The sequence below is a fragment of the Pseudoalteromonas sp. L21 genome (assembly GCF_021728035.1).
Lineage (GTDB): Bacteria > Pseudomonadota > Gammaproteobacteria > Enterobacterales > Alteromonadaceae > Pseudoalteromonas > Pseudoalteromonas arabiensis.
Map to the genome: position 1 here is coordinate 584,001 of NZ_JAKKCV010000001.1, position 24,173 is coordinate 608,173.

Genomic DNA, 24,173 nt, shown 5'->3' on the forward strand with positions numbered 1-24,173 from the left:
TCAGCGGCGACAATGTACCGCTTAGAGAAATTTATGCTTTTAAATTATGAATTGCTCTAAACAACAAGCTGGCGAGTTGGTTTTGCTCTAGTTCAGAGAAGCCAACGAGCGCTTTTCGATAGATCTCATTAACTGCGGGTAAAATTTCAGGGTAAAGCTGTTGGCCTTTCTCTGTAAGACATAAAAGAGTTGAACGCCTATCTTCAACTGACTGTTTCTTAGCGACTAACCCTTTATCTTCTAGGCGAGTGATTAAACGACTCATGGCCCCACGGTCATATACCATGTGCTCACATAGCTCAGCTAAGGTGTTTACTTTACCTCGTGCAAGTAATACCACCACAATATATTGAGCTGATGTTAGCTCTTTATCCTCAAGAGCGTTATCAAGATGCGTAACTAAGTTAGAGCGTAAATAAGACACTAAACGCCCTAAGTCTTGGACAGGGTCTAAATCTTCAGCGCGGCACTGTCCAATTGATGCAGATTCTTTCATATTTCCTCAACAAAGATTAATAGCTATTCATTGACAGTTAATACCTAAAATAATTCAATCTTAGTCATAATTGGTGTAGCGTGAGTCAGGTATTTAAACTTCGGGGGTAGTATGCTTAGTAAACAGCACATTATAAAGTATTTAGGTCTTTTTGTACTCTTGTTACTGTGCTGGTTAGAGCAGTTCCAACATTATATCATGAGTTTTATCGATAGCGCTTTAGTGCAGTCAACCGTGGTGTATGCCTCGTCTCGTACAGTTAACGCCGCTATTTCGTTATTACAATCTGCCGAAGTGGGCATTGGCATTGCGAGTATTCAGCCAGCACAACTACTTGACCCTGTTAATGATCTGGCTGAATACATGTCGGATGCTATGCGCCTTGCAATAGGTTCACTATTTTTACAGCGAATTTTATACACGATCTCATCTGGTGTGATTTTTAATAGCGTATTTACTATTTCAGTCATTGCTTACCTTTTTTGTGAATGGCGCAATATCTATCCAAATCTTCGCCACAAACTTCTAGCAAGCCTTATTTTAATTCGCTTTCTCGTTCCCGCTATCGTTCTAAGCACAGGACTTATCAGCCAAGTTTTTTTAGATGAACAAATTAACTCACAAAGCCAACTGGTCAGTGAAAAAGTTGATACTGTCAGCGCTAATGCTACACAAACTTCAGCATTATCAGCACAACTCAAAGCTAAAGTTGATAGTCAAAAGCAAGCCGTGTTCGATAAACTCGATGGCTTGAATCAACAACAGATAACAAACCACCAGCAAGCGACTGAGTTAAAACAGCAACTGGCAGAACTGGATTCCCAGATTGACACTATTCAGTCAACACGCAGCCTTTCTGAGCGTTTAACGTTTACTGAACTTGAACAAGCGAAACCGCTGCTCGCCAAAAAACAGCAAATAACAACTAAGCTACACGCTTTATCCGCTCAACAAGGGACACTTAATCAAGAAAAAGATGCGCTAAACCAGCAACTCGTGGAAATAAATGAGCAACTCAACACAAATGATGCGAGTAAAGTGAGTAAAATTATCGACACCGTTACCACAGGGATAGGAAATATGGTTGCGGCCGTTGAAGATCTTTTTATCGACTTTCTTAACCTATTATCATTACTCATTCTCAAGCTATTGCTAATGCCACTCATCTTTTTGTATTTATTCAATAAAGCGTTTAAAGCTATTTGGCATCGCCATTTCATTGATGTATTAATTGAAACGAAAAACCGCGCTATTAATTGATTGTTTTTTAAGCTATGTTGATACTCACAATTATAAAGGAGCTAACAATGAGTAACCAACATAGTAGTCACATTCCTCAAGAAGCATTTGATTGGTACGATGAATATGCCCATGGCTTGATAGACCGTCGTACCTTTATGAAAAAACTAGGCGGCCTAGTTGCACTAGGTTATTCAATGGCTGTTCTCAGTAGTGCCTTGTTGCCAAACTATGCATTAGCTGAACAAGTCTCCTTTAATGATCCTGATATCAAAGCCAGTTATAAAACCTTCAATTCATTCAAAGGTCACGGTGAAGGTAAAGGCTATTTAGTTGAGCCCGCCAATTTATCTGACAAGCATCCTATCGTATTAGTGATCCATGAGAATAGAGGTTTAAACCCTTACATTAAAGATGTTGCACGCCGCCTTGCTAAAGCGGGTTTTATTGCCTTTGCCCCAGATGCATTGCACCCACTTGGCGGTTATCCAGGTAATGACGATGAAGGGCGTGCTATGCAGCGCTCAATGGACAGAGAAAAAATCCAACACGATTTCGTGGCCGCCGCAAAGTACTTAAAAGAACATCCAAACAGTAATGGCAAACTAGGTGCGGTAGGCTTTTGCTTTGGCGGTTATATGGTTAACTACCTCGCAGCTGTTGAGAGCAAACTCATTAATGCTGGCGTCCCCTATTACGGCACCCCTGCTGTTAAAGAGCTTAGAGAAAACATAAAAGCACCATTACTTGTCCACTTAGCTGAATTCGATAAACGCGTGAATGATACTTGGCCAGAATACGAAAGTGACTTAAAAGCCCACCAAGTGCCTTATACTATGCACATGTATGAAAAGGCGAATCATGGTTTTCATAATGATTCCACATCGCGTTATGATGAAAAACAAGCTGAGCTTTCATGGCAACGTACACTTGCATTCTTTGACGAGCAATTGATTTAATCGAGGCAATTTCATACACTCTCGGAAAAATTTGTAGGCTAGTAAAGAGATGGAATCGCAAATCAGTTACCGCTTTGACTCACAGCAAACCGCTAATCGGTTTTTAAACAAGCTTAAACATTGGTCAGTGGCTAAAGTCACCGCAAGTCTTTGCCAAGGTGGTTTCGGCGTAAAAATACGCTATGCAGTCGATAATAGTAGCTTTGATTACACCCTTGCTGAGCTTGATGATTTAGCGATGCAGCATGAAGGCGAAGAAATCTAGTTATTAAGTAGAAAAACGGCTAACCAAGGTTAGCCGTTTCGTTATTAAAGCTTTACTTATAAAACTGTATTTATAAATCAAAGCTACGCGAGATAGACGCAACAATGCGCTCGTCTGCGGTATCCCAATCAAGGCTGGTATTTTCACCGGCAAGCTCAAAGTCAAAACCTGCAAAGCTTGTTTGATAAGCAATACGATAGTGGTTATATGACTTATCACTGCCATCCCATGTGTACTTATCACCATCCAGTGAATTTGAAATATCAAAGCTGGCACGGATTGCGTGGTTTGGTGCAATTTCAAAGGTATGCGCTAACATAGAAATAACATGCCCTGCGCCAGAACCAAAGTAGTCCCAGCTATACCAAAAGTTAAGCTCCGTTTGTCCTAAGCTACTGGCATAACCAAATTTAGTATAAACCTCAGGGTAATTACCATCGCTTGAATGACCTTCACCATGATATGAATAGTAAGCAATACCATAATCAACACTAAGAGCACTATTTAGTTCAACATAGTTACCGAAATACGCATCCCATTCAATATCTGTCCCCTCACCAAAATCTACATTTGAGGCCCACGTACCCACATACATACCAGAATCTACAAACGCATAGTCTAGACTACCTTGAATAGCAGGATCATTTTGCGTTTGGCTCACACCATTAAAAGTGTAATCTGATGCCAGAGTAACTGTAGTCGATAAATCAGCCATCGCTGATGTCGATAGTAGTGCCAGTGGCAACACTGTTGCGAGTAGTGTTTGTCTTGTTGTCATGTTGGTTTCCCCTTAGCTAACTGTTTCTATTTTTGTGTAATCTAATTTGTTGTCTTTTGGTGAGCCCTCGATGTTTTTCACCGTTTTTAACTTGCTGTAGCCAATAAATACTGCGCAGCCGAAAAATAACGCAATCACTAGCGCACCAACCCATTGGATCTGTAAAAAGTCGAACTTAAACAACAGAGTCAATAGTGAAAGCGCCACCACATTTAGGGCAATATAATTAAACTTACCAAAACGTCTCACTGTTAAGTTTAGGTTATCTGTGTATAAACGGATCAAAGAATCAAGTGAATTGATCACAAACACCACACCGACAAACACCATAGCGATGTTTTTCAAACCTGCTGTAGCAATACCCGCTTCATGATATTGATATAAAACGCTAAACCAAATTGCGATTGGAATAGATGGGAAAATCAACATAGCTGCCAGTACTTGGTAAGTCTTTAAGCCCCCCACAAAGCGCGAGGTAAATTGACCAATCATGATACTCCAAGCAAACCACCAAAATAGATAAAAGGCATGGTAATCATTCAGCGGTAATACAAATTCATCAATATTACCAAAATAACCACCAATCAGCGCAAGGTTATCAACAAATGCTGATGTTTGTGCATCAGAGCCAACAAAGGCACCAAACCACATAAAGGCGATTAAGGCGATAAACAACCACGTAGTAGAAATACTTAAAAAGCGCACATATTTAATGTCTGTGCTCGAATACACAGCAAAACAAATCGCTGCAAACACCATTAAGTAGAATGTCGGAATAATTGACTCACCATCACCAAGTGACGGTAAATACCAAGGTAAATTCGACAGCAGTAAAAATGCAGTAAATGCGCATGTACCAATAATAACAATGTTATTAATTAGTTTTACCCAAGCAATTTCAAAGAACTTTACTTTGGGTTCTATTACACAGAAATAAAAGCACGTAAGGAAATAAAATCCCCAGATCAAGAAGCCCCAATAACCAAACTCAATGGCTAATGGATTGGCAAACGCATACTCTGGGCTTGCTTTTATGTCTGCATAACCTGCAAACTCTGTCAGTGGAAACATAATCAAGCCAACGTCTAGGCCCGATGTAAATAAAATTGCAATGAACGTAAACGTTCTAACCGGTGTGACGCCAACACACCTTACCCTACCCCATTTAAATAAAATAACCGCAATTGCTAACAGGGTAAAAATGATGCCAGCACTAAGCCAAAAGGTCATAGTTACCCCCCCAAAATAAGTAGTAATACTTCATTGTTTCTCCAGTTTTATTCCTCGCATTAACGCATCACAAACAACTCGTGATGCGCGCCACTGCAAGCCCCACAGCCGATACTGCGGGTGGCCTTATTAGATCTCCGAACTACGCTGCGTTGATTGCCATTGTTTTTCCATAGCAACATCTGCAGTTGATGCCGATAACACAGGCTTACCTAAAATGTGGTCAGCCGCTTTTTCTGCCACCATAATAGTTGGCGCATTTAAATTACCGTTTGGAACGGTTGGGAAGATAGATGAATCCACCACCCGTAACCCCTCAATACCGTGTACTTGAGTTTGCGAGTTAACCACGGCCATCTCGTCTTCACCCATCTTGCACGAACAAGACGGATGGTAAGCACTCTCAACCGCTTGACGAACAAAGGCATCGATTTCTTCATCGCTTTGAACATCTTTACCTGGTTGAATTTCACCATCGCGATACTCATCAAACGCACTTTGTTCAATAATCTCACGAGTTAAGCGAACGCAAGCTCTAAAGCCTTCAATATCATCTTGATGCTGTAAGTAGTTAAATTGGATCTTAGGCGCAACCAGTGGATCCGCCGACTTAATTGTCACGGCACCACGGCTTTTCGGTTTGTTATGCCCAACATGCACTTGGAAACCATGGCCATCAAAGGCACTTTTACCGTCATAACGAATTGCTGCTGGTAAAAAGTGATACTGAATATCAGGCCATTCAACGCCCGGTTTTGAGCGAATAAATGCACATGATTCAAAGTGATTCGTTGCCCCTAAACCTGAGCGGTTTAATAACCAACGCGCACCAATGAGTCCTTTTGAAACAAGACCTAACTTGCCGTTTAAAGTAATGGGTTGCTTACATTTATATTGGAAATAAAATTCCAAGTGATCTTGTAAGTTTTGGCCAACACCTGGTAAGTGATGTTTAACCTCAACACCCGCTTCACTCAGAATGTCTTTATCACCAATACCTGATAATTGCAGAATATGCGGTGACCCAATTGGACCCGCACTTAAAATAACGTCTTTTGCTGCAAGTGCTTGCTGCTTAGAGCCAGATACTGAATACTCTACACCCACGGCTTTTTTGCCTTCCAGCAGAACTTTTTCAGCTAAGGCACCGGTGACTAGTGTTAAGTTTTTACGTGACTTAACTGGGTCTAAATATTCACGACTGGCAGAGCTTCTTACACCATCTTTAACAGTCATATGCATTGGCCCAAAGCCTTCTTGCTGGGCTGCATTGTAGTCATCAGTCTGCGCATAACCTGCTTGTTGGCCCGCTTTGATAAAGGCTTTATAAAGCGGGTTAGCCATTTCATTACCGTTATTAACCCCTAATGGGCCATTATCGCCACGGTAGTTGTTACCACCTAAATAGAATGATTCAGCACGTTTAAAATACGGTAAGCATGCTTGATAGTCCCAACCATTAGCACCGTGTTGCTGCCACTCATCAAAATCTTTGGCATGACCACGTACATACACCATGCCGTTAATCGATGATGAGCCACCTAATACCTTGCCTCGTGGGCAGTGCATTTGACGGTTATCTAAATATGGCTCTGGCTCGGTATGAAATTGCCATGCATATTTGTCGGTATTCATTGGGATTGATAGCGCAGTAGGCATCTTTATAAAAATGCTTTTATCGCTACCGCCCGTTTCAAGTAATAACACCTTATTGGAAGGGTCTGCTGATAGTCGGTTTGCCAACACGCAGCCTGCTGAGCCAGCACCGACTATGATGTAATCATAGTTCTGTGTACTCATTAAAATGGACTCTCTATATTGCTCATACCCACATAAATCGATTTAGTTTGGGTATAGTGATCTAAAGTTTCGATACCGTTTTCACGGCCGATACCTGATTGCTTATAACCACCTACTGGCATTTCTGCAGGTGAATTACCATAGCTATTTATCCAACAAATACCGGCTTGTAATTGGTGGATCACGCGGTGTGCACGCTGAATATCTTTCGTAAACACGCCTGCGGCCAAACCAAGATGCGTATCGTTTGCACGCTGAATAACGTCATCTTCATCATCAAACACCAACACGCTCATCACTGGGCCAAAGATCTCTTCTTTCACTATGGTCATGTCATCTTTACAGTCGACAAAAACGGTCGGCTCAACAAAGTAGCCATTTGGTGCAGATGCAGGTGACAGTGCTTTACCACCTGTTAGTAAGGTTGCGCCTTCTTGAATGCCTTTATCAATATAACCAAGTACAAGCTCTTGGTGCTTTTTAGAGATAAGCGCCCCTAAATTCACCTCAGGATCCATTGGGTCGCCAGCAATAATATTTTGCTCAGTGCGTGTTTTCAGCTCATCAATAAACTGCTGATAAACATTTTTGTGCACATAAATGCGCGTACAATTAGTGCAGATTTCGCCTTGCGTATAAAAATTACCTAGCATTGCCGCACTAACAGCTTGTGATACATCGGCATCATCAAACACCAATAATGGTGACTTACCGCCAAGCTCCATGGTCACATCTTTCAGTGAACCAGCAGCACTTGCCATTACTTTTTTGCCTGTGCCCACTTCACCAGTGAACGACACTTTTTCAATATTTGGGTTTGCTGTTAACCATTGCCCTACTTCAGCAGCACCTTGCACAACATTGAATACGCCAGCAGGTACACCCGCTTCGATGAAAATCTCTGCAAGTTTAATTGCACCAAGGGGTGTTTCTTCAGAAGGTTTGAAAATAACCGCATTACCCGCAGCCAGTGCAGGACCTGATTTCCAACACGCAATTTGTAGTGGGTAGTTCCATGCACCAATACCGGCACAAATACCTAAAGGCTCTTTACGTGTGTAGTAAAAATCATTGCCAACTATTTGCTGCTGACCCACTTGAGCAGGAGCAAGACCAGCAAAATATTCGATAACATCAGCACCTGTTTCAACATCGACACACTCAGCTTCTTGCCAAGGCTTACCCGTATCAAGTACTTCTACTTTTGCCAGTTCATCGTTACGTTCGCGTAAGATTGCCACGGCTTTTAATAAAATACGGCTACGCTCAATTGGCGTCATTGCAGACCATGCTGCAAACCCTTGTTTTGCGCTTTCGATTGCCGCGTTTTGAATAAACTCATCAGCGATTTCAACGTGATAAATCACTTCACCGGTTGCAGGATTCGTTACTGCAAAGGTATCGCCAGTTTGATTCTTTAAAAAATGGCCATTAATAAAATTTTCGTAAACAGGTGTGGTCATTTTAGGCTCCATACTGTTTTATCAGTGAACGAATGTAGTCTTTAGCTAATTGCTCACAATGTTCGAATTGATCTTGGTCTGACTTACTTAATACGGCTCTTAGCCATAAACCATCGATCATGGCTGCACTTAACTCAGCAGCTAAGTTGGCATCGCTATCGCTCATTAACTGTTTGAATGAGCTTAATAAGTTACTAAATAAACGTTTACTATTTACGTTTTGTAAGCGATGCAACTGGGCGTCGTGCATTGAATGCGCCCAAAAGCTCAACCAAGTTTTGGTGTTGTTGCTTTGCTGCTGAATACGCGAAAAGTTTGCTTCAACGATAAACATTAATCGTTGCTCTGGGCTGGTCTGCGGCGTTACTTGATTCATCAGAGCTTGCTTTAAACTCGTCAATAAATACCGCACAGTGGCTTCAATTAAGCCCTGCTTACCACCAAAATAATGACTGATAATGCCAGACGATAAGCCTGCCTTTTTACTAATGCTATTTATGGTGGTGCCTTGCAAACCAAGCTCTGCAACCGACTCTATTGTGGCGTCAATTAACTGCTGACGACGAACAGGTTCCATTCCAACTTTCGGCATAATTTTTTATTGATTGAACGTTCAATTAAAATAAAGGTTAAGGTAATCATCTTGGCAATTCAAGGTTGACAAATTGTAAACAACAACAAAATGACATCACTCACTTAAGCTAAGCGATTGTTATTAGGTTTATTATTCGAGATATAAAAAAGTTTTAAGTTTTTTCAAAATCAAGATTAAAAAGCATGAATTATGGCTAAATCATGTTAATAACGAGATTTTTATTCTTTTGCGCAGACAAAATGAGATAGCACTTTGTATGTTGCTAACTAAAACTGATTTTGTGAGTCGCAGCTGTGCGAGGGATATGCAAAGTACACTCAAAAAAGCACTCCATCGATGCGCTTTCGCTGTTATTTAACGAAAGCGCAACGACAAAGTACGTGGGTAGATTAAATAATTATGTTCTGGCCTCATTCATTACGGCCATGGTCTTGCTCGATTGCGATGTGTTTAACTGGTCTTTAAAGAACCACGGCGCAAATAAAGTAATAACAAACAGCGTGACTAAGCCACTAATGAGCAGCGATAAACCAACTAAGGCACCTAGGTCGATAAGGGCTTGATGCTGTGAAAATAATAACGCGATAAAACCAATACTAAACACTAAGACATTTGCAATAATTGCGCGACCACTTACTCTCATTGCATTTACCAGCGCATGGTTAATTGTAAAACCATTCTTAATTTCATGCTGAATTCTTAATATATAGTGCACTGAATAATCAACAATCCCCAGTACTAGGAATGAAATAATGGCAGTACCAATATTTAGCTCAATATTTAACAGCGTCATAAGCGCAAAGTAGATCATCACCGTTGATAATAGCGGTAGTGTTCCAGCTAAACCAAGACGTATCGATCTAAACCAAGCCATCATCACAAGTAAAACCGTTAATAATGCAATCGATGCACTGACCGTTTGACTCTTAACCAAGGCATCTAACACCGCGGTCCAAATAATGGGGGAACCCGCGTGGGTAATAGTGACACCATCTGGTTTATTTGCTTCGATCCAGGGTAAGGTATGATCTAAAAATGCTTGATAATCATTAGCCACCGTGGTCCCTAGCGTATAGAGTAATACTGTTTTAGAAAAATCTTCACTCAATACATTCGTTACATCTGAACCGCCACTATTTTCAAACATAAGAATAGACTGCCTAATAATGTCGCTTCCTGAAATGGTGATCTCATAGGGCTCTTGTGTATCTTCATCAATCTCAATAAAGCGTTCAACATCCTCTGGTAGTCGGTTATATTCAGGGTTAAAATCATTAAGCGTGTAGTTTATTCGTCTCACATAACGTGCCAGAGAATAACTATAGTTCACTGTTTCATGCTGATGGATATGCTGCTCTAAACGGTCAATGAAATGACTGATTTCAACCGTTAATGCGCCATTATCTTTGCCGGTATCTACTTCGATCCAACCTGGGCTCGTACCTGCTATATGATTATTTATAAAATCATCTGAGATACGAAAATCACTTTGTTTTGGAAAATAACCAGAACCCATATCGTCAACGCGAACCTTTGACGCTAAAAAGCCAGACCCTATAAATAAGCCAATGAAAATAACTGTAAACATTTTTCTATTTGCCATTACAGGGGTGAGTGCACTGACTAATAATCGACTTATAAAGTACTTCTTACTAACGTCACTACTACTTTGCGCGTGTTGCTGTTTAAAAATGTCTTTTTTCGGAAACAGAGCCAGTAATGCAGGGATTAATAAAAGTGAAATAATTAAGGCTACAAACATACCAAATGAAATGAATAACCCAAAGTTTCTGAGGCTCTCGATACTTGATGAAGTTGACACAATAAACGTTAAACATGTTGTGATAGTAGTTAAAACAACAGGAGAAGCCATGAGTATCATTGCACTGCGAATTGCAACTAAGCGTGATTTAACAATTTTTTTCTGATGGTAGTACTCAGCCATTACATGAATGGCATCAGATAAACAAATCGTGAGCAGAAAAACAGGTAAGATAGCAGTAATCACATCTAATGGTGCGTTTACCACAGCCATCATTCCCATGGTCCATATGGTACACATCACAACATTAATTAACGGGATAATAACCCCTAAAATAGTTTTGAAAAATACAGCTAAAATAATGGTGATCAACAGTAGAACAATGGGTAGCAAGGTCGCAAAATCATGGTCTATTACCTGCTTTTGAGCTGCAAAAAAGACTGGCACACCACTAATGTAAATATCGTCTTTTAACTCTGGGTGAGCAATTTGATAATCTGCAACCAGTTGCTTGAATGCCTCGTAGGCACGCACTTGCCCTGTTGCATCGTCCTCTAAAATACTTAACTCAACAACAATAAGCGCGACTTTGCCATCTGGAGAGATTGGGCCATATTCAATTAACTCATTATCTATGACTGCATTTTTTACAAACTCAATATCTTGATTTCGCTTATTCACCGTTTCCTGTGCGAACATAGTGCCGTATTCGTCTAAAAATACATTTTCAGTCGACGACAATCCTGCCATCTCTCTTACAGGGTCTACTCGCTCGGCAAACACACTTAAGTTGCGCAGCTGTTTAGTTGTTAACTGCCACTCAACTGCGCGATTAAGCAATTCACGCGCAATCAAGCCATCACTTGGGGTCATACCATCTGCAAGAATTTCATCAATACTTGCCACTAACTCGCTATTTTCAGGGTGATCAGCTTTAAGATCTTGAAGCATTTGAGCATCTGTCTCATCAACATAGTTCATTCGCTCTGCGGCACGAGATAAGTCAAAAATAGCGTTAATTGATGCCTGATTAAACACCGTATCTTCGTTATGCAAAGCGATCATGACAGAGTCATATGTTCCGGTAAACTCATCGCGCAAATCAAAAATAGTACTGCGTGCAGGGTGATCTTTAGGTAAAAAGTAAGGGTTGTTGTCCTCACTTAGATTAGCCGAAGCGATAAAAAAATAAACGGTAATAAGCGACAATATCGCCAGTATCGATTTTGGATATTTAAAAACAAAATCTAGGTATTTCTCTAACATTTCAGTGTCCTATTATAACTCAGAGATTTTAGTTAACTCTGCGACATCGCTGTCTTTTATGCCTCTTTTAAGCTTTGATTTTCTAAAAATTGCATCATCAACACCTTGGTTATAAAGGGTTTCATGAAATAGAAAAGTGCTCTTTTTATTCTCTACAAAGTTGCTCATCGTAGATGCGGTGATGGTCCATATGTCTTGTACTTTCTCAACCTTATCGATATCTAACTGCTTAAAAAGAATACCTTTTGCATCATAGTACTGCTGTTTAAGAATTAACTTTCTTTGTTTATCAACCCAGGTAACCAGTTTGTAATAACCAGACTTATTAATCACATCCTGAGACTTCGGCTCGCGCTCGATAACATAGGTTTCAACGCCATCTAGCATGTCAGTTTTTATAACTTTTGAGTCAAAATCTGTTACGCGTAGCTTATCGAGGTCGTAATAAGAATATTCACTACCCATAAATGCACCGCGTTTGTCAGTGGCAGAAATACGCCTTACTTTTCTAAATGCAGGCAAGTACATCCACTGCTCGTCTTCTTGAGCTGTTCCTTCTTCGAAGCTACGCATCAAAAAGCTAATATCTCTCACATCCGCAGGGGCTTTTATGGCGAGCACCATTACTTCGTCTTTTTCGATATCCTTTTGCAACATGTAAAACTGACGCTGATTAAGTACGCTATCTTCACTTAGAGTGCGAAGCGTCACTGTTGATAAATAGTCCTTGCCATCATTACGATCACGCACTTGTTGTAAAATTTTATTTGCATCTTCAGCATACGTTGCTGCACTAAATACAATACTTATTGAGGCTAAAAAGCATGTTAGTTTCATTTTCTCTCCTTAAAAATAATAAGTTGCAGCTAACCAAATACGATCACGCTGCTGCTGGGCACCTAAGTAGTTTTCTTGATCACCTTCAATAAGATCGAGATTTAGCTTTAAAACCCACTGTTGATTAGGTTTATAAGTTAACTTAAGTTGAGATAGGGCTCCGCCCCCATGATTGTCGAGGTAACTCACTGCTGCGCGAATATAGAGCTGATTAGCAAAAAAACCTCTCTCTGCGGAAGCCGTGTATATGGGTGCAGATTTTGGAATAAGATAAGAGGGTTGCCATCCATTGAGGATGCGGTCAGTAAACTGTAGCGTTGTCGTCCAGTCTTTATAACGGTAATCAAGCCCTATTAAGGCTTCTAGCTTGTTAACGTTTTTAAAAGACAAGTCACTGTCATTCACTGTGTAATTATCAAAATAAGCAAACTCACTCCGCAGCACAAATGCATCTATGGGTTTGCTTAAACTCGTACCAAGCATAGAGAACTTCTCATATGAATAAAGCGTGCGCTCGCTTGGCGACAAAGTGACGACAGGATCATCTTGATACCCGTGAAAAGCATAAAGGCTAACATCTGTAGCTAACGCGAATGTACTGTAACGCAAGCCTAATTCATATTTACCCCACTGTGTCTGCTCACTATTGGGGTAATAATTATTACCGAACTCGGCTCTAGGTGCAGGGTACTCATTACTCAGCTGTTGAAGCGTGGTGATAATGTTTAGCGTGTCACCATTTTCATACTCATAATCAAGCTTGAACATTGGCACAGCTAAACGGTAATCATCTATATCGAAAAAGATAAAGTCTTTATAATCTAATGGATTAATAACATCGACAACCCGTAAGTCATCCGCTTCACCCCATACAACTTTCTGATAACCAAACGACCAAAAACGATTACTTATTTCACCGGAAATATACGCTTCTTCGATAATTGCTCGCGATTCATATTGGTCTTGAGCGTCAATACTGAAGCGATCATTGTTGTTATACACAAAGTCATGCTCGACTCTTCCGTCAAAAGTGAAATCTATATTTTCGGTGCTAAATTCCAGCTTTGTTGCTAACTCGACTCTTTGCTCAGTCGCATAATGTTCTGAGACGTTATAGCCAAAGCTGGTGGTTAAATTAGGCTGAATATATAAGTTTGCATAACTACTGGTGCTAGCACTGCCCATTACGATTAATGCTAACCACCGCATGAACTGCCTCCATCAATAATCAGAGATTGCGCAGTGATCATGCGCGCCTGCTGCGAACATAAAAAGTAAGCACTGTCGGCAATATCACTACTTTGCACATAGGCACGCATCGGAATACGTTTTTTCGCTTTTCGCATTACCTGATCTAAGGTCGAGCCAACCATATCAGCCTGCTTTTGCAACTCACTTCTTAAAAGCGGTGTATCAACATAGCAAGGTAAAATAGCATTAACACGAATACCATGCCTTGCCCAGTCCATTGCCAAACCTTTCATCATCCCTAACTGCGCATGCTTTGAACTACAATAAGCTGTATTTCGAAGGTTGCCCATTTTTCCTAGGATTGAAGAGATAAATAAAACCGCGCTTCCCTTTGCTAGCTTATTTTCACATTGCGCAATAATTGACTGGCAACTAGTGACATTAACATCCATTACACGGGCAAAAATATCCCGTTCAGAAATTTCGTTCTCATCGGCAATACCATGGCTCAATACAATGGCTTCTAACTGACCCAGAGGCTGCAACGCATCATTTAGCTGCGAGTAATAGTCTTGGCTTGTTAAATCGGCAATGATTGCAATAAAAATAATGTCTTTATCACGGTATTTATGTCGCATTTCATGTAACTTCACTTCATCTTTATCAAGTGCGATAACATAGCGACATCCCTGCTCTATAAACTTATCCACACACGCTGCGCCAATACCGTTAGCAGCTCCTGTTACAAGTACTGAATTAATTACGTTTTCCATTTCTTACCTTAACAACATCCCGCCATTAACATTAAATACTTCCCCCGAAATAAACTCAGCCTGTTGGCTTGCCAAATAGGCAACCAACGCACTGATATCTCGGGGCTTCCCAAGTCGCTTACTTAACAGTTTCGACTTTGCTTGCTGCTCATTTCCTTTTAGTAAATCAGACACCATATCTGTTTCAATGATGCCAGGAGCAATACAGTTGACCCGTATATTTTTTCGGGCAACTTCCACCGCTAAGGCTCGTGTAAAACCCTCAATACCCGCTTTACTTGCAGCGTAATTTGTTTGCCCTGGGTTGGGTTTCGTTGCTGAAATCGATGACATGTTAATAATGCAACCTTGCTTTTGTGGCAGCATTATCTTGAGCGCCGCTTGCGCACATAAAATAGGCGCAATAAGGTTCACGTGAATGACCTGTTCAAGCTCTTCTTGGCTCATCATTGCAAGGAGGTTATCTTTCGTAATACCGGCATTATTCACAAGTAAATCCAAACCAAACTGTGCTGTGTTTAAGCTATCAAAAAAGCTGTTTATGCTTTTAGCATCAAACAAATTTAATGGTTGGCAAAAGACCTTAGCGCCCAAAGCAACAAGTTCTTCTTGTAAATTACTCGCGTGAATTTCATCCCGAAAGCCAAATGCAATGTCATACCCTTGCGCTGCTAGATGTAGGGCTATGTCACGACCAATACCACGAGTTGCTCCTGTAACACAGGCTACAGGGCGCGCTTTAAAATTAGCTAAGTGCTGAGTCATTACATTGACCCCTCATTTTTACTTCCGGCTAGGGTAAATCCGTGGCGTGAAGCCATTGCTAAAATTTCATCGACTTGCGATTTACATAAATCACCATAAGAGTAATGTTGCTGAACACCTTCTAAACCTAGAATCACAGACTCAGCCATACATGCATATATTTGCCCTTGGCTAAGATAAGCACGTGCTCTGCCATCGAGAGACTCTCCATTTGGCGTACCAACAATTCCACCGCGAATACAGGTTATATCTGGGCGTAACGCCAAATCATTCTCACTTAAGTTATGTGGAATAGAGACATCACAGATAAGGGCATTTTTAGGGAGCTTTTGCACATCTAAAATGGCTTCAGATGCATTAGTGGCACACATGATAAGTGAGCAGTCATAGGCCTCACTGATGTCATCGGCAATGACCACAAGGCCTTCTTTACTTTGACTAAATAATTCAAATAACGCAGCGGGTAAATCTACAGGTGCCGCTGCTTCATCAGCCAACCATTGTTGGCATTTTGGGTGTTCAGCAACCACTTTAACGATTCCTGTAAGCGGAGCATGTGATGTCACCATCTGCCAAATATCGCTGTAAATTTTATATGCCGCTTTTAGTAGGCGCTTTTTCGACCCCATTCGAGCGCTTCCTATCAACACTAACTGCTGGCAGTGTTCAGTCATAATTGTGGCGTAAACTGAGCCAATATTTCCTGCTGAGCCTATCACCGCAACTTTATCAATCTGCATATCATGGTTTTCAATATGCTCCAGTACGGCGAGTTTCGTCATCCCCACCGTCAGTGCATTACCCGACGTTAAGGCAATATCTGTTGCACGGATAGACTTACAATTATTGGTCACAACAGACGTAAACATCCCAAAACCTGCCACACTACAGCCATCTTGTTGTGCTGTTTGCGCACGCTCACTCACTGCACGTCGAATAGCATCAAGCTCATTATTTTCTAACATGACACTAATTTGTTCTGACGTGACTGATAAGGGATACAAGATGAAATCCACCGTTTTACCCGTTACCGAAGTCATTCTCATAGGTGGGAACGGCACGACTCGCCAGTCAAAACCTAAACGCTCAATAAGCAGCTTTGCCTCTACATCGGGCACCCCTTCCATTGCAGGGTCAACTTGCCAAATCCAATCGGCAGAGATTAGGTGGTTTACAAAAGCCACTTTAACGTCAGCGGGTGTGTGGTTTTGAGCTAAATTGGCATAAAAAGCTCGGTAATCAGCAAGCTCTGTACGCGAAGAACGCACCTCTGCTGCGGTCGTTAGATGCTTTAAGAAGTGATAGCTATCTTGGTTTTTTAATACCTTACATACATCATGCAGGCCAGCAATAAGCTGACTCAGTTCTTGTTCTGTTATATGAATTGTTGGTTCTAGTCGTAAAACATTTGGCGCACTAGAAGATGGCGCTACACGGATATTATAATTATTAAATAAATACCCAGTAATCATGTAGCCCATGAACCCCTGATACACGATTGATTTTAACCAAATTGAATCAAGCGGCATTTCGGCATTAAACTCAATACCGATGAGTAAACCTCTACCACGTATGTCTTTAATAATATCAGGATAAATATTTTGTAGTTCACCAAGGCGCGCTTTAATTGCCTCACCTTGCTGCTTAATGGCTGCCAATAAATTTAAGTTTGGATCATAAAGCTCATCTAAAAATGCAAGCGCGATGTTGGCACTGTGGTCATCTTCGCCAAATGTTGAACTTTGAATGATATCAAAACCCGCTTGATATTTGCTTTTGCATATCGCAACAAGACCTATTTTAGCAACCCCGCCCGCAAGCGCTTTTGAAAGCACAATATAATCCGCTTTTAAATCAATCTGGCTACCTGCGGTTAATGCCCCACAGCGACCTGAACCTGACTGAATTTCATCACTTATAATAGGGCAGCCAAGTGTTTGGCTAAGTTTTTTTAAACACAGACTATGTTCGGCTGTTAAGCAATGAATCCCCCCTTCACCTTGCACGGGTTCAACAAGCAGTGCGGTAGCCAGTCGTAATGGCTCAATGCTAACTTTTACTGTATGACCTTTGATTTTAGGCAGTAATAAAGTAGCATTATGCTTGTCATTAAGCATAGCTTCTGCACAATCAAGTTCGTTTAATGGTAAAAACTCAGCTTGTACGCCAAGGTGTGCAAATGGTGCCCGATACATCTCCCCATGAGTCAGTTGTATCGACGTCATCAATTTACCGTGAAATGCATTTTTAAGAACAATAAAATAAGGCTGAATATTTAACTGTTGCTCATTAAATTCACCCACAGCAGTAACAAAATCACTTAGTGTTGCGTCTTCGCTCAAATTTAACAGCTCTCGCTGCGCCACACTGAGTTCTAACTTACCTTCTGTTGGCAACCGTTTTATTTGTGACAGAGCAAATTGCATTTCTTCTATTAATTGCTGCGTTTCACTACGGCGTGCCATTTCAGCATGCTTAATGGCAACCTCTATCGATTCAGCCCCAGTACTTGTAAAAGAGAAATAAAAATCTTCCTGTTGATTATTTTCTTCTTTTAAAAGTGCATTTAATCGTTCTGCGAGTTTGCTCGCAGCATCGCGAACAGAAAACTGGTTGTGGAATGCAACTTGGTGCTGAAAGTTTTTCATCGCAGCATCTATCATACGAGGATGATTATGGCCAATTAACGCAGCACCATAACCACCAAGAAAATCAATAATAGCTTGCTCATTTCCTTGCTCATCTAAATAGAATAAGGTGCCTTTTTCTGCACGATGAAAAACTCTATCCAACCCCATCGCATAAATGCCATGGTTTAGTGATGGCTTACAATATTGACTATAACGATTCATTTTCAATCCTAACAAATGAGTAAAAACCAGCTTGGTCGCAATTCACACACACACCTGTAGAGTGATTTTGTTTGCGAAGTGTTGATAAATTGCAGGCTACTGAGGTAACAACCCCTGGGCATATATCCGAGCCGCTGTAACTATTAAGGTGATGGTTTGCGACATTACAAGAGGCTAATGCATCAGCTAAAATACGATTTTTACCTTTAGCCGACTCAATGTAATAACTTAGAAAATGGCTTGGTTTAACGTATTCAGCTATGAGCGTATTTAACTGCGCAGTATTTAGATGATAGCCACTTGCTAAAATGCTGAGTCTTGCTACGGCTTTGTGACCTGTTTTTGAAAGCCACTCTTCGCTTGCCAGAATTAACGTCGTAGCGCCATTTGTGACCTTTTCTGCCATTTCAGACTCAGAGTCTTGCAGCCACTTTGCCAATGGGTCATTGCTATTTCCTGCAATTGCAACAATAGCGAGCTGACATTCACCAGCGTCAATGGCGACTATCGCTTCTTGTAATGCACCAAATGCACCAAGCTGATCTCGAATAAACGCACATGCATCTCCATTTAATTGCCAGTTCAACCCCGAAATACCCAGCAAGTTATTGTTCAGGGCATTGGTAATTAAAAATGGATTAACTCGCTCACTAGACCATAATGCTTTAAAGGTCTGGGCGGCTGAATCCGCGCTCTCAGGTAATGCCGCACTAAACTCTGAATAAAATGGGCTACCGTAACCCGTTTGAGACGTGTATATGCCAACCTCTGTAGCACGCTCAGCCAAACTGATATGTGCCAAAGCCTCTGAAGTGGCTGTTAATGAATTAATTGCAGCAGGTGCCATATAACGCTTAAGCTTACGAGGTACAGCAATGTGTTCTGGTTGGTTATCAAACAGTAAAGAAAATTCACTGTCAGCAAAACTACTCGCTACCCCAACCAGTGCAACAGAACTTAGATGACTATTCATAGTACCTCGCAATAGCTAACGATGCGTTAATTCCACCAAACCCAAATGAATTTGATAGCGCATGATTAATGCTGGCCTCTCTTCCTTTTCCCATCACATAATCTAAATCGAGTCCCTCATCGGGTTGTGTTAGGTTAATGGTGGCTGGCATGAACTGATCACGAATGGCAAGAACTGTTGCAATTGCTTCTGGCGCACCAGCGGCCGCAATCCAGTGACCTATCATTGATTTTGTAGACGATACACCTAACGACGTTGCATGCTTACCGAAAACCGATTTAATTGCTTTTGTTTCAATAACATCATTTAAAGGAGTGGATGTACCATGAGCATTTATATACTGAACATTTTGAGCACCAATACCGGCACTTTGTAACGCCCCTTCCATAGCACTTATCGCCCCTAATCCTTCAGGGTGAGGAGCTGTGACTTTGTAAGCATCTAAAGAGCTGCCGTAACCGGTAATTTCAGCATAAATATGGGCACCACGGGCCTTTGCATGCTGCTCACTCTCAAGTACCAACATAGCACCGCCTTCACCCGCTACTAACCCTGCACGGTCTTGATCGAACGGCCGACAAAGTTGATTCGCAAAACGCTGTGTTTCTGCTGTGGCACCTAATAGATGTAATGCAGATAGAGTACGAATGCTCAATACAGAATCAGCACCTCCGCATAACATGACCGATGCTTCACCTCGTTTGATTGCTCGATATGCAAGACCGATAGCTTGAGTTGCCCCTGCACAGGCGCCACTTACATTGCAAATAAATCCTGACGTATTCAACTGTTCAGCCAACGTGGTTGCCAATACATCATTGCTGCATCTAATTCCTGAAAAACGCTTTATTGCCTGCTCTCGCTCAGTCAATGCATAATTCATAATATTTGCCTTTGGCTGCTCAGCGAGGGCCAGTAATGATGCGTCATCAAGCTCAGGTACCCCACTGCACACAGCAATCCCTGCTTGACCCAACTCAGTTTTAAGACGTGCATCGTTAATTGCTTCTTTAGCAGCAATAAGTGCATAAATTGCACGTCTTTCGATGTGTTTTGGTAACTTAAAATCAACCAGCTCCTCAGCCACCAGCGCTTGTGTATCTTGCTTAATTGTTGCACCGTGCTGAACAGGAAAGCCTTCTGCTCCAGGAGGATGCCAAGCATCAACGGCATTTTTACCTGCCTTTACAGCAGACCAAAATGAATCAGCGCCAACACCAAATGGGCTAAGTACTCCCAGCCCAGTGACCACTACTCGATTAGTCATTGTTAGCCTCTATCAAAAACATTCCAAATTCACCATGATCACCAAACGCAATCACAATAACGAAGCCCTGTTCGGCGTCTTGCAAATAGCTCAATGCACTATTGCACGCTATTGCTGTAGCCGCAGCCATGGTGTTGCCAACGTAACTATCCAATACAACCGCCCTGCTTTTAAGCTCACCACCTAATGCATGTAGCGTAATATCTTGTTGCTCAAGGTTTGCTCCAACGAGGATAACTTTTACAACGTGCTGATTTTCTATTAAAGGTGAACCCGTTATGCGATTAACCTGTGCAGTGAGTGCATGTGCATTATTTTGTAGGCGAGCTCGATATGCTTGACGCATAACACCTATCGCAGCTTGCTCATTTAAACGAGGTTCATCGCTGGCGATAAAAAAACTCGCCGCTTCACTTAGCCAGTAATTGTCTTGATTAGCCCAGATTGACTCATAGGCAAGTAAGGACCAGGGCGTTATTTTTTGACTCCCGCCACCACATAAAGCATGTTTCAAACGCCCTTCAGCAATCGCAAAGTAGCCCTCACATAGGGCATTTAAGCCCGCGCTCAGTAATGGCGAAAAACTCATATTTTCACCAGTAATACCAGCCAATTGTGCAATATGGCTGGTAGCACTAGAGTTGAGTAACGCTAAACAAACAAGCGGCCGCCTCTCTTCTAACATCGCGGTAGCTAAGCACTCAGCAGTCGGTTCTTGAACGAGCTCAGGATTATCCTCTTCATCGCAGTCAACGGTTCCTAAACCGATAAATAATCCCGCTTTATTCTGTGGCTCATTAAAATAAGTTCGCCACGTTCTTACCCCACTTGCAATAAGCCAACGAGCTTGACGCTCACTGGTTTTACGTACCATGCGCTCAGCGCCAACATCCTTGAGATTTTCGTCTGCTAGCGTAGAAATAAAAATGGAGTGATTAATTAAGTCAGCACTTTCAAAAGGCGTACTCATTAACCTGCCTTTATGAGTGAGTAGTGATTCTAATGATGTACTGTGCGCCAGCAGTGTCTCACCTTGAAATAAGTACACAGGTTTTAACATGCGCTATCCCTCGCTAAAACGATGCTTGTATTTACTCCTCCAAAACCAAACGAGTTACTAAGCAAATAATTGATTGCTTTAGGTGTCGCACTTTTCACAACACTCACCTTTGCATCATCATCACCAAGGGATTCAAAGTTTAAGGTCGGCAGCATGACTTGGTTTTTTATACTCAATGCAGATAAAACCACTTCAATTGCACCACTCCCTGCCAATGAATGCCCTAACGCTGACTTTGTTGAAGTAACAGGCGTATGGCTGCCAAAGACCTGTTCAATAGCACGACTTTCAGCACTGTCATTACTCTTGGTTGAGGTACCGTGTGCGCTAATGTGGTCAATGTCCTCAGCACTGACGCAACTTTTTTCAAGGGCTGCTTGCATGCATTCTGCATAAAACTTACCGCTAGGTTCAGTTGAGGTCATTTTGTAAGATTCGGTACATCGATGAGCCCCGCAAACATATGCATAAATAGACGCGCCTCTTTGCTTTGCCGACGCTTCACTCTCGAGTACAACAAAGGCTGCTCCGTCAGCAAGCACGACACCTGCACGATTGCTATCAAAAGGTCTTGATACTTCACTCGCACAATTAAATAATTGCGCTTGATTGAGCGCGCCTATGTTTTTGAAGAGCAACTGCATGACAGGTTGTGTTCCAAAATCGGCTGCGCCACATAATGCGATATCTAAAGCACCACGTGAGACTTGCCTAAAACCAGAGATCAAACTTGATGCACCGGCTGCACAAGCATCGGCACAAGATGTCACCGGCCCACCAATTTCGAAGTATTCAACCATATCCGCGACAACCGTTTGCGGATTGTAATAATCCACACTCTCTGGCGATTGATAGGGTAATTTTTCGCTTGCCGCTTTTTGTTGAGCAAGCTGATGTACAAGATCAACTGTTGGCAGTATTTTGTTAGTACCAAAATAAAGACCAGCTTGACGAAGTTGGTCTGGGTTTAAATCAGCATCTTTTACTGATTTAGTTAACGCATCAAATCCAGCAAATCCAGAGGGTGCTACCCTAGTTTGATCAAGTGATGGGTACCGACTTTGCAGCTGAATAACTTCTTCATCGCTAATACGACTACTGGCGACGCCCTCGATCCCCATTCCTTTTAAAATATGGTCATCTGCAATGAGAGACTGACCAGACTCTAAAGTTGCAAACAACGTATGAGGGTCTTGGTGATTTTTAACAGTTACGCCAATCCCTGTAATAACAACCTTGTGCATGAGTTTTCCCTAACAAATTATGCTGGTACGTTTATCAGCTCAATATCTCTAGATACACAGAATTGTTCGACATACTCTTGCAGTAACACATCACCATTTTGGCTGGCATGTTCACACACATCTTTAGCTAAATAGAACCAGTGCATAACGGTTGTCAAACTAAGTAAATCACTGACAGCCATGCCCACATCAATTTCACTTTGTGAATAATGACTTGGACTATTTATCAATAAATCAACGCCTGCAGAAGTAAGCTTGCCACCTTGTATAAAGGCCTTTTCATCTGCACAAAGCTCACTGGCAATAATTAATGTTGTTTTAGTTGGCATTTTAATTTTCAGCTTTTTTCCTAAAGAAAAAGAAATATCAACTAAATCTAAAGAATCCGCTCCCAAATCATCTACGATAGAGCTGTCTAAAGTGACTTCATCTTTATCAAGCTCTAATACCTCTGCAATAACATCCACAGCAACATCTTTTGTAATTTCCACTGTAATTTTCCCTATGTAAGAAACAAAAATAAAAGCACGCACACACTAGGTCAACTGACCAATATTGTCAATAGGATGATAATTGAAACATTTTAAAGTTAACAAAAATTTAATATTTAAGGTTTTTAGAGAGAATAATTTATTGCTTCCTTAAACTCTCTACGAGATAGGTTATGAACATAAATAGTTGCGGTATGACAAAAAAATAATATTCTTTGCTAGAATGGTCGGAATATAAAATTCAACAACTGTGTGGTGAAAATGGAATCAAATAAAGAGATTATCATTCAAACAGCAACTAAAATGCTCAGTGAAAATGGCAATCAAGGGCTCACTCTCAGAAAAGTTGCTGAGAAAAGTGGTGTTACTCTCAGCAATGTGCAATATCATTTTGGAGACAGAGACGGATTAATTGTTCAAGTAATTGATTCTTATTTAGAAGTTTGCCTTGATCATATCCGTAGTTCGATGAGTGATATTGAACTAAAAAATAACCCTCAAGCCATTAAGAACTACATCAGTAACCTACTTGCCCTTGACGATATCCAAGATTGGTGTGAAGTTTTTCGAGAAATTTGGGCTATTTCATGCCGTTCAGAAAAAGTACTCTCCAGTTTAGAAAACTACTATAAAAAATGTGGTACGGAGCTTGAGTTACTGCTGATCTCGTTAGGCTTTAGCGAACAAAAAAGTAAGGTTGTCGTGTCATTACTTATTCCATTTATTGAAGGTTTTTCCATTACATCAAATGCACTACCGCTACCAAAAACAGAGGTTATTAACTTAATCATTAATTTGCTCGTTGATGAGATAAAATAATAGTTAAGCCATTTGCAACTTATTTTTACCCAGCTCACCAACCTTTGA

The 24,173-nt window shown here is 41.2% G+C and carries 21 protein-coding genes; 4 read left to right on the plus strand and 17 right to left on the minus strand.

The genetic code is table 11. The features are described from left to right. Positions 1-31 precede the first annotated feature (31 nt). Positions 32-496, minus strand: a complete 465-nt coding sequence (locus tag L3V41_RS02705) for a MarR family transcriptional regulator (RefSeq protein ID WP_193987671.1) — start codon at positions 494-496, stop codon at positions 32-34. A gap of 111 nt (positions 497-607) precedes the next feature. Between L3V41_RS02705 and L3V41_RS02710 the strand changes: the two genes are divergently transcribed. Genes L3V41_RS02710 through L3V41_RS02720 form a run of 3 tightly spaced genes read left to right on the plus strand, consistent with a single transcriptional unit; the run spans position 608 to position 2,959 of the window. Continuing rightward, positions 608-1,756: a hypothetical protein gene (locus L3V41_RS02710; protein WP_062569636.1), complete on the plus strand. Its 1,149-nt coding sequence runs from the start codon at positions 608-610 to the stop codon at positions 1,754-1,756. 47 nt (positions 1,757-1,803) lie between these two features. Beyond that, positions 1,804-2,694, plus strand: a complete 891-nt coding sequence (locus tag L3V41_RS02715; RefSeq protein WP_237127121.1) for a dienelactone hydrolase family protein — start codon at positions 1,804-1,806, stop codon at positions 2,692-2,694. A gap of 49 nt (positions 2,695-2,743) precedes the next feature. Beyond that, complete coding sequence (locus L3V41_RS02720; RefSeq protein WP_193987673.1) at positions 2,744-2,959, plus strand: hypothetical protein; 216 nt, start codon at positions 2,744-2,746, stop codon at positions 2,957-2,959. Between the two features lie 70 nt (positions 2,960-3,029). Here the strand turns inward: L3V41_RS02720 and L3V41_RS02725 are convergent, their stop codons facing one another. The 16 genes from L3V41_RS02725 to L3V41_RS02800 all read right to left on the minus strand — a co-directional run bounded on the left by L3V41_RS02725 (position 3,030) and on the right by L3V41_RS02800 (position 23,306). Next, on the minus strand, positions 3,030-3,737 hold the full coding sequence (locus L3V41_RS02725; RefSeq protein ID WP_237127122.1) for a TorF family putative porin: 708 nt from the start codon (positions 3,735-3,737) through the stop codon (positions 3,030-3,032). Between the two features lie 12 nt (positions 3,738-3,749). After that, a complete protein-coding gene (locus L3V41_RS02730; protein ID WP_237114330.1) occupies positions 3,750-4,967 on the minus strand; it encodes a BCCT family transporter in 1,218 nt (405 codons plus the stop codon). Positions 4,968-5,096: 129 nt separating this feature from the next. Further along, positions 5,097-6,767 carry a choline dehydrogenase gene (betA, locus tag L3V41_RS02735; RefSeq protein ID WP_193987674.1) on the minus strand — a complete coding sequence of 557 codons (1,671 nt, stop codon included), beginning with the start codon at positions 6,765-6,767 and terminating at the stop codon, positions 5,097-5,099. Beyond that, a complete protein-coding gene (betB, locus tag L3V41_RS02740) occupies positions 6,767-8,230 on the minus strand; it encodes a betaine-aldehyde dehydrogenase (protein WP_237127123.1) in 1,464 nt (487 codons plus the stop codon). The genes betA and betB overlap by 1 nt, the downstream gene beginning before the upstream one ends. Position 8,231: 1 nt before the next feature. Next, positions 8,232-8,822 (minus strand): transcriptional regulator BetI, encoded by a 591-nt coding sequence (gene betI, locus L3V41_RS02745; protein WP_054554307.1) that lies wholly within the window; start codon positions 8,820-8,822, stop codon positions 8,232-8,234. A 400-nt stretch (positions 8,823-9,222) separates the two neighbouring features. Then, the gene (locus L3V41_RS02750) at positions 9,223-11,853 is read right to left on the minus strand and encodes an MMPL family transporter (RefSeq protein ID WP_237127124.1); all 2,631 of its coding nucleotides are present in this window, start codon (positions 11,851-11,853) and stop codon (positions 9,223-9,225) included. Positions 11,854-11,865: 12 nt separating this feature from the next. Continuing rightward, positions 11,866-12,690 (minus strand): outer membrane lipoprotein-sorting protein, encoded by an 825-nt coding sequence (locus L3V41_RS02755; protein WP_193987677.1) that lies wholly within the window; start codon positions 12,688-12,690, stop codon positions 11,866-11,868. 9 nt (positions 12,691-12,699) lie between these two features. Next, on the minus strand, positions 12,700-13,899 hold the full coding sequence (locus L3V41_RS02760) for a DUF1302 family protein (protein ID WP_193987678.1): 1,200 nt from the start codon (positions 13,897-13,899) through the stop codon (positions 12,700-12,702). Further along, positions 13,887-14,654, minus strand: a complete 768-nt coding sequence (locus tag L3V41_RS02765; RefSeq protein WP_237127125.1) for an SDR family oxidoreductase — start codon at positions 14,652-14,654, stop codon at positions 13,887-13,889. The genes L3V41_RS02760 and L3V41_RS02765 overlap by 13 nt, the downstream gene beginning before the upstream one ends. A gap of 3 nt (positions 14,655-14,657) precedes the next feature. Next, positions 14,658-15,419, minus strand: a complete 762-nt coding sequence (fabG, locus tag L3V41_RS02770) for a 3-oxoacyl-ACP reductase FabG (protein ID WP_237127126.1) — start codon at positions 15,417-15,419, stop codon at positions 14,658-14,660. After that, positions 15,419-18,271, minus strand: coding sequence for an aminotransferase class III-fold pyridoxal phosphate-dependent enzyme (locus tag L3V41_RS02775; RefSeq protein WP_237127127.1), 2,853 nt, complete (start codon positions 18,269-18,271; stop codon positions 15,419-15,421). Before L3V41_RS02775 ends, fabG begins: the two co-directional genes overlap by 1 nt. Then, a complete protein-coding gene (locus tag L3V41_RS02780; protein WP_237114338.1) occupies positions 18,258-19,244 on the minus strand; it encodes a hypothetical protein in 987 nt (328 codons plus the stop codon). Before L3V41_RS02780 ends, L3V41_RS02775 begins: the two co-directional genes overlap by 14 nt. Continuing rightward, positions 19,237-20,511: a beta-ketoacyl-[acyl-carrier-protein] synthase family protein gene (locus tag L3V41_RS02785; protein ID WP_237127128.1), complete on the minus strand. Its 1,275-nt coding sequence runs from the start codon at positions 20,509-20,511 to the stop codon at positions 19,237-19,239. Before L3V41_RS02785 ends, L3V41_RS02780 begins: the two co-directional genes overlap by 8 nt. After that, positions 20,504-21,571, minus strand: coding sequence for a beta-ketoacyl synthase N-terminal-like domain-containing protein (locus tag L3V41_RS02790; RefSeq protein WP_237127129.1), 1,068 nt, complete (start codon positions 21,569-21,571; stop codon positions 20,504-20,506). Before L3V41_RS02790 ends, L3V41_RS02785 begins: the two co-directional genes overlap by 8 nt. Further along, a complete protein-coding gene (locus L3V41_RS02795) occupies positions 21,565-22,815 on the minus strand; it encodes a beta-ketoacyl-[acyl-carrier-protein] synthase family protein (RefSeq protein WP_193987685.1) in 1,251 nt (416 codons plus the stop codon). Before L3V41_RS02795 ends, L3V41_RS02790 begins: the two co-directional genes overlap by 7 nt. A 17-nt stretch (positions 22,816-22,832) precedes the next feature. Continuing rightward, entirely contained in the window at positions 22,833-23,306 is a 474-nt protein-coding gene (locus L3V41_RS02800) for a phosphopantetheine-binding protein (protein ID WP_237127130.1), read from the minus strand. A 261-nt stretch (positions 23,307-23,567) separates the two neighbouring features. On the opposite strand from L3V41_RS02800, the gene L3V41_RS02805 reads away from it, so the two are divergent. Further along, positions 23,568-24,125: a TetR/AcrR family transcriptional regulator gene (locus L3V41_RS02805; RefSeq protein WP_062569617.1), complete on the plus strand. Its 558-nt coding sequence runs from the start codon at positions 23,568-23,570 to the stop codon at positions 24,123-24,125. Positions 24,126-24,173: the final 48 nt, after the last annotated feature.

Bases quoted from the DNA above. Each gene is read 5' to 3' on its own strand.
- L3V41_RS02705 (WP_193987671.1), bottom strand. From the start codon at position 496: ATGAAAGAATCTGCATCAATTGGACAGTGCCGCGCTGAAGATTTAGAC.
- L3V41_RS02710 (WP_062569636.1), top strand. From the start codon at position 608: ATGCTTAGTAAACAGCACATTATAAAGTATTTAGGTCTTTTTGTACTC.
- L3V41_RS02715 (WP_237127121.1), top strand. From the start codon at position 1,804: ATGAGTAACCAACATAGTAGTCACATTCCTCAAGAAGCATTTGATTGG.
- L3V41_RS02720 (WP_193987673.1), top strand. From the start codon at position 2,744: ATGGAATCGCAAATCAGTTACCGCTTTGACTCACAGCAAACCGCTAAT.
- L3V41_RS02725 (WP_237127122.1), bottom strand. From the start codon at position 3,737: ATGACAACAAGACAAACACTACTCGCAACAGTGTTGCCACTGGCACTA.
- L3V41_RS02730 (WP_237114330.1), bottom strand. From the start codon at position 4,967: ATGACCTTTTGGCTTAGTGCTGGCATCATTTTTACCCTGTTAGCAATT.
- betA (WP_193987674.1), bottom strand. From the start codon at position 6,767: ATGAGTACACAGAACTATGATTACATCATAGTCGGTGCTGGCTCAGCA.
- betB (WP_237127123.1), bottom strand. From the start codon at position 8,230: ATGACCACACCTGTTTACGAAAATTTTATTAATGGCCATTTTTTAAAG.
- betI (WP_054554307.1), bottom strand. From the start codon at position 8,822: ATGCCGAAAGTTGGAATGGAACCTGTTCGTCGTCAGCAGTTAATTGAC.
- L3V41_RS02750 (WP_237127124.1), bottom strand. From the start codon at position 11,853: ATGTTAGAGAAATACCTAGATTTTGTTTTTAAATATCCAAAATCGATA.
- L3V41_RS02755 (WP_193987677.1), bottom strand. From the start codon at position 12,690: ATGAAACTAACATGCTTTTTAGCCTCAATAAGTATTGTATTTAGTGCA.
- L3V41_RS02760 (WP_193987678.1), bottom strand. From the start codon at position 13,899: ATGCGGTGGTTAGCATTAATCGTAATGGGCAGTGCTAGCACCAGTAGT.
- L3V41_RS02765 (WP_237127125.1), bottom strand. From the start codon at position 14,654: ATGGAAAACGTAATTAATTCAGTACTTGTAACAGGAGCTGCTAACGGT.
- fabG (WP_237127126.1), bottom strand. From the start codon at position 15,419: ATGACTCAGCACTTAGCTAATTTTAAAGCGCGCCCTGTAGCCTGTGTT.
- L3V41_RS02775 (WP_237127127.1), bottom strand. From the start codon at position 18,271: ATGAATCGTTATAGTCAATATTGTAAGCCATCACTAAACCATGGCATT.
- L3V41_RS02780 (WP_237114338.1), bottom strand. From the start codon at position 19,244: ATGAATAGTCATCTAAGTTCTGTTGCACTGGTTGGGGTAGCGAGTAGT.
- L3V41_RS02785 (WP_237127128.1), bottom strand. From the start codon at position 20,511: ATGACTAATCGAGTAGTGGTCACTGGGCTGGGAGTACTTAGCCCATTT.
- L3V41_RS02790 (WP_237127129.1), bottom strand. From the start codon at position 21,571: ATGTTAAAACCTGTGTACTTATTTCAAGGTGAGACACTGCTGGCGCAC.
- L3V41_RS02795 (WP_193987685.1), bottom strand. From the start codon at position 22,815: ATGCACAAGGTTGTTATTACAGGGATTGGCGTAACTGTTAAAAATCAC.
- L3V41_RS02805 (WP_062569617.1), top strand. From the start codon at position 23,568: ATGGAATCAAATAAAGAGATTATCATTCAAACAGCAACTAAAATGCTC.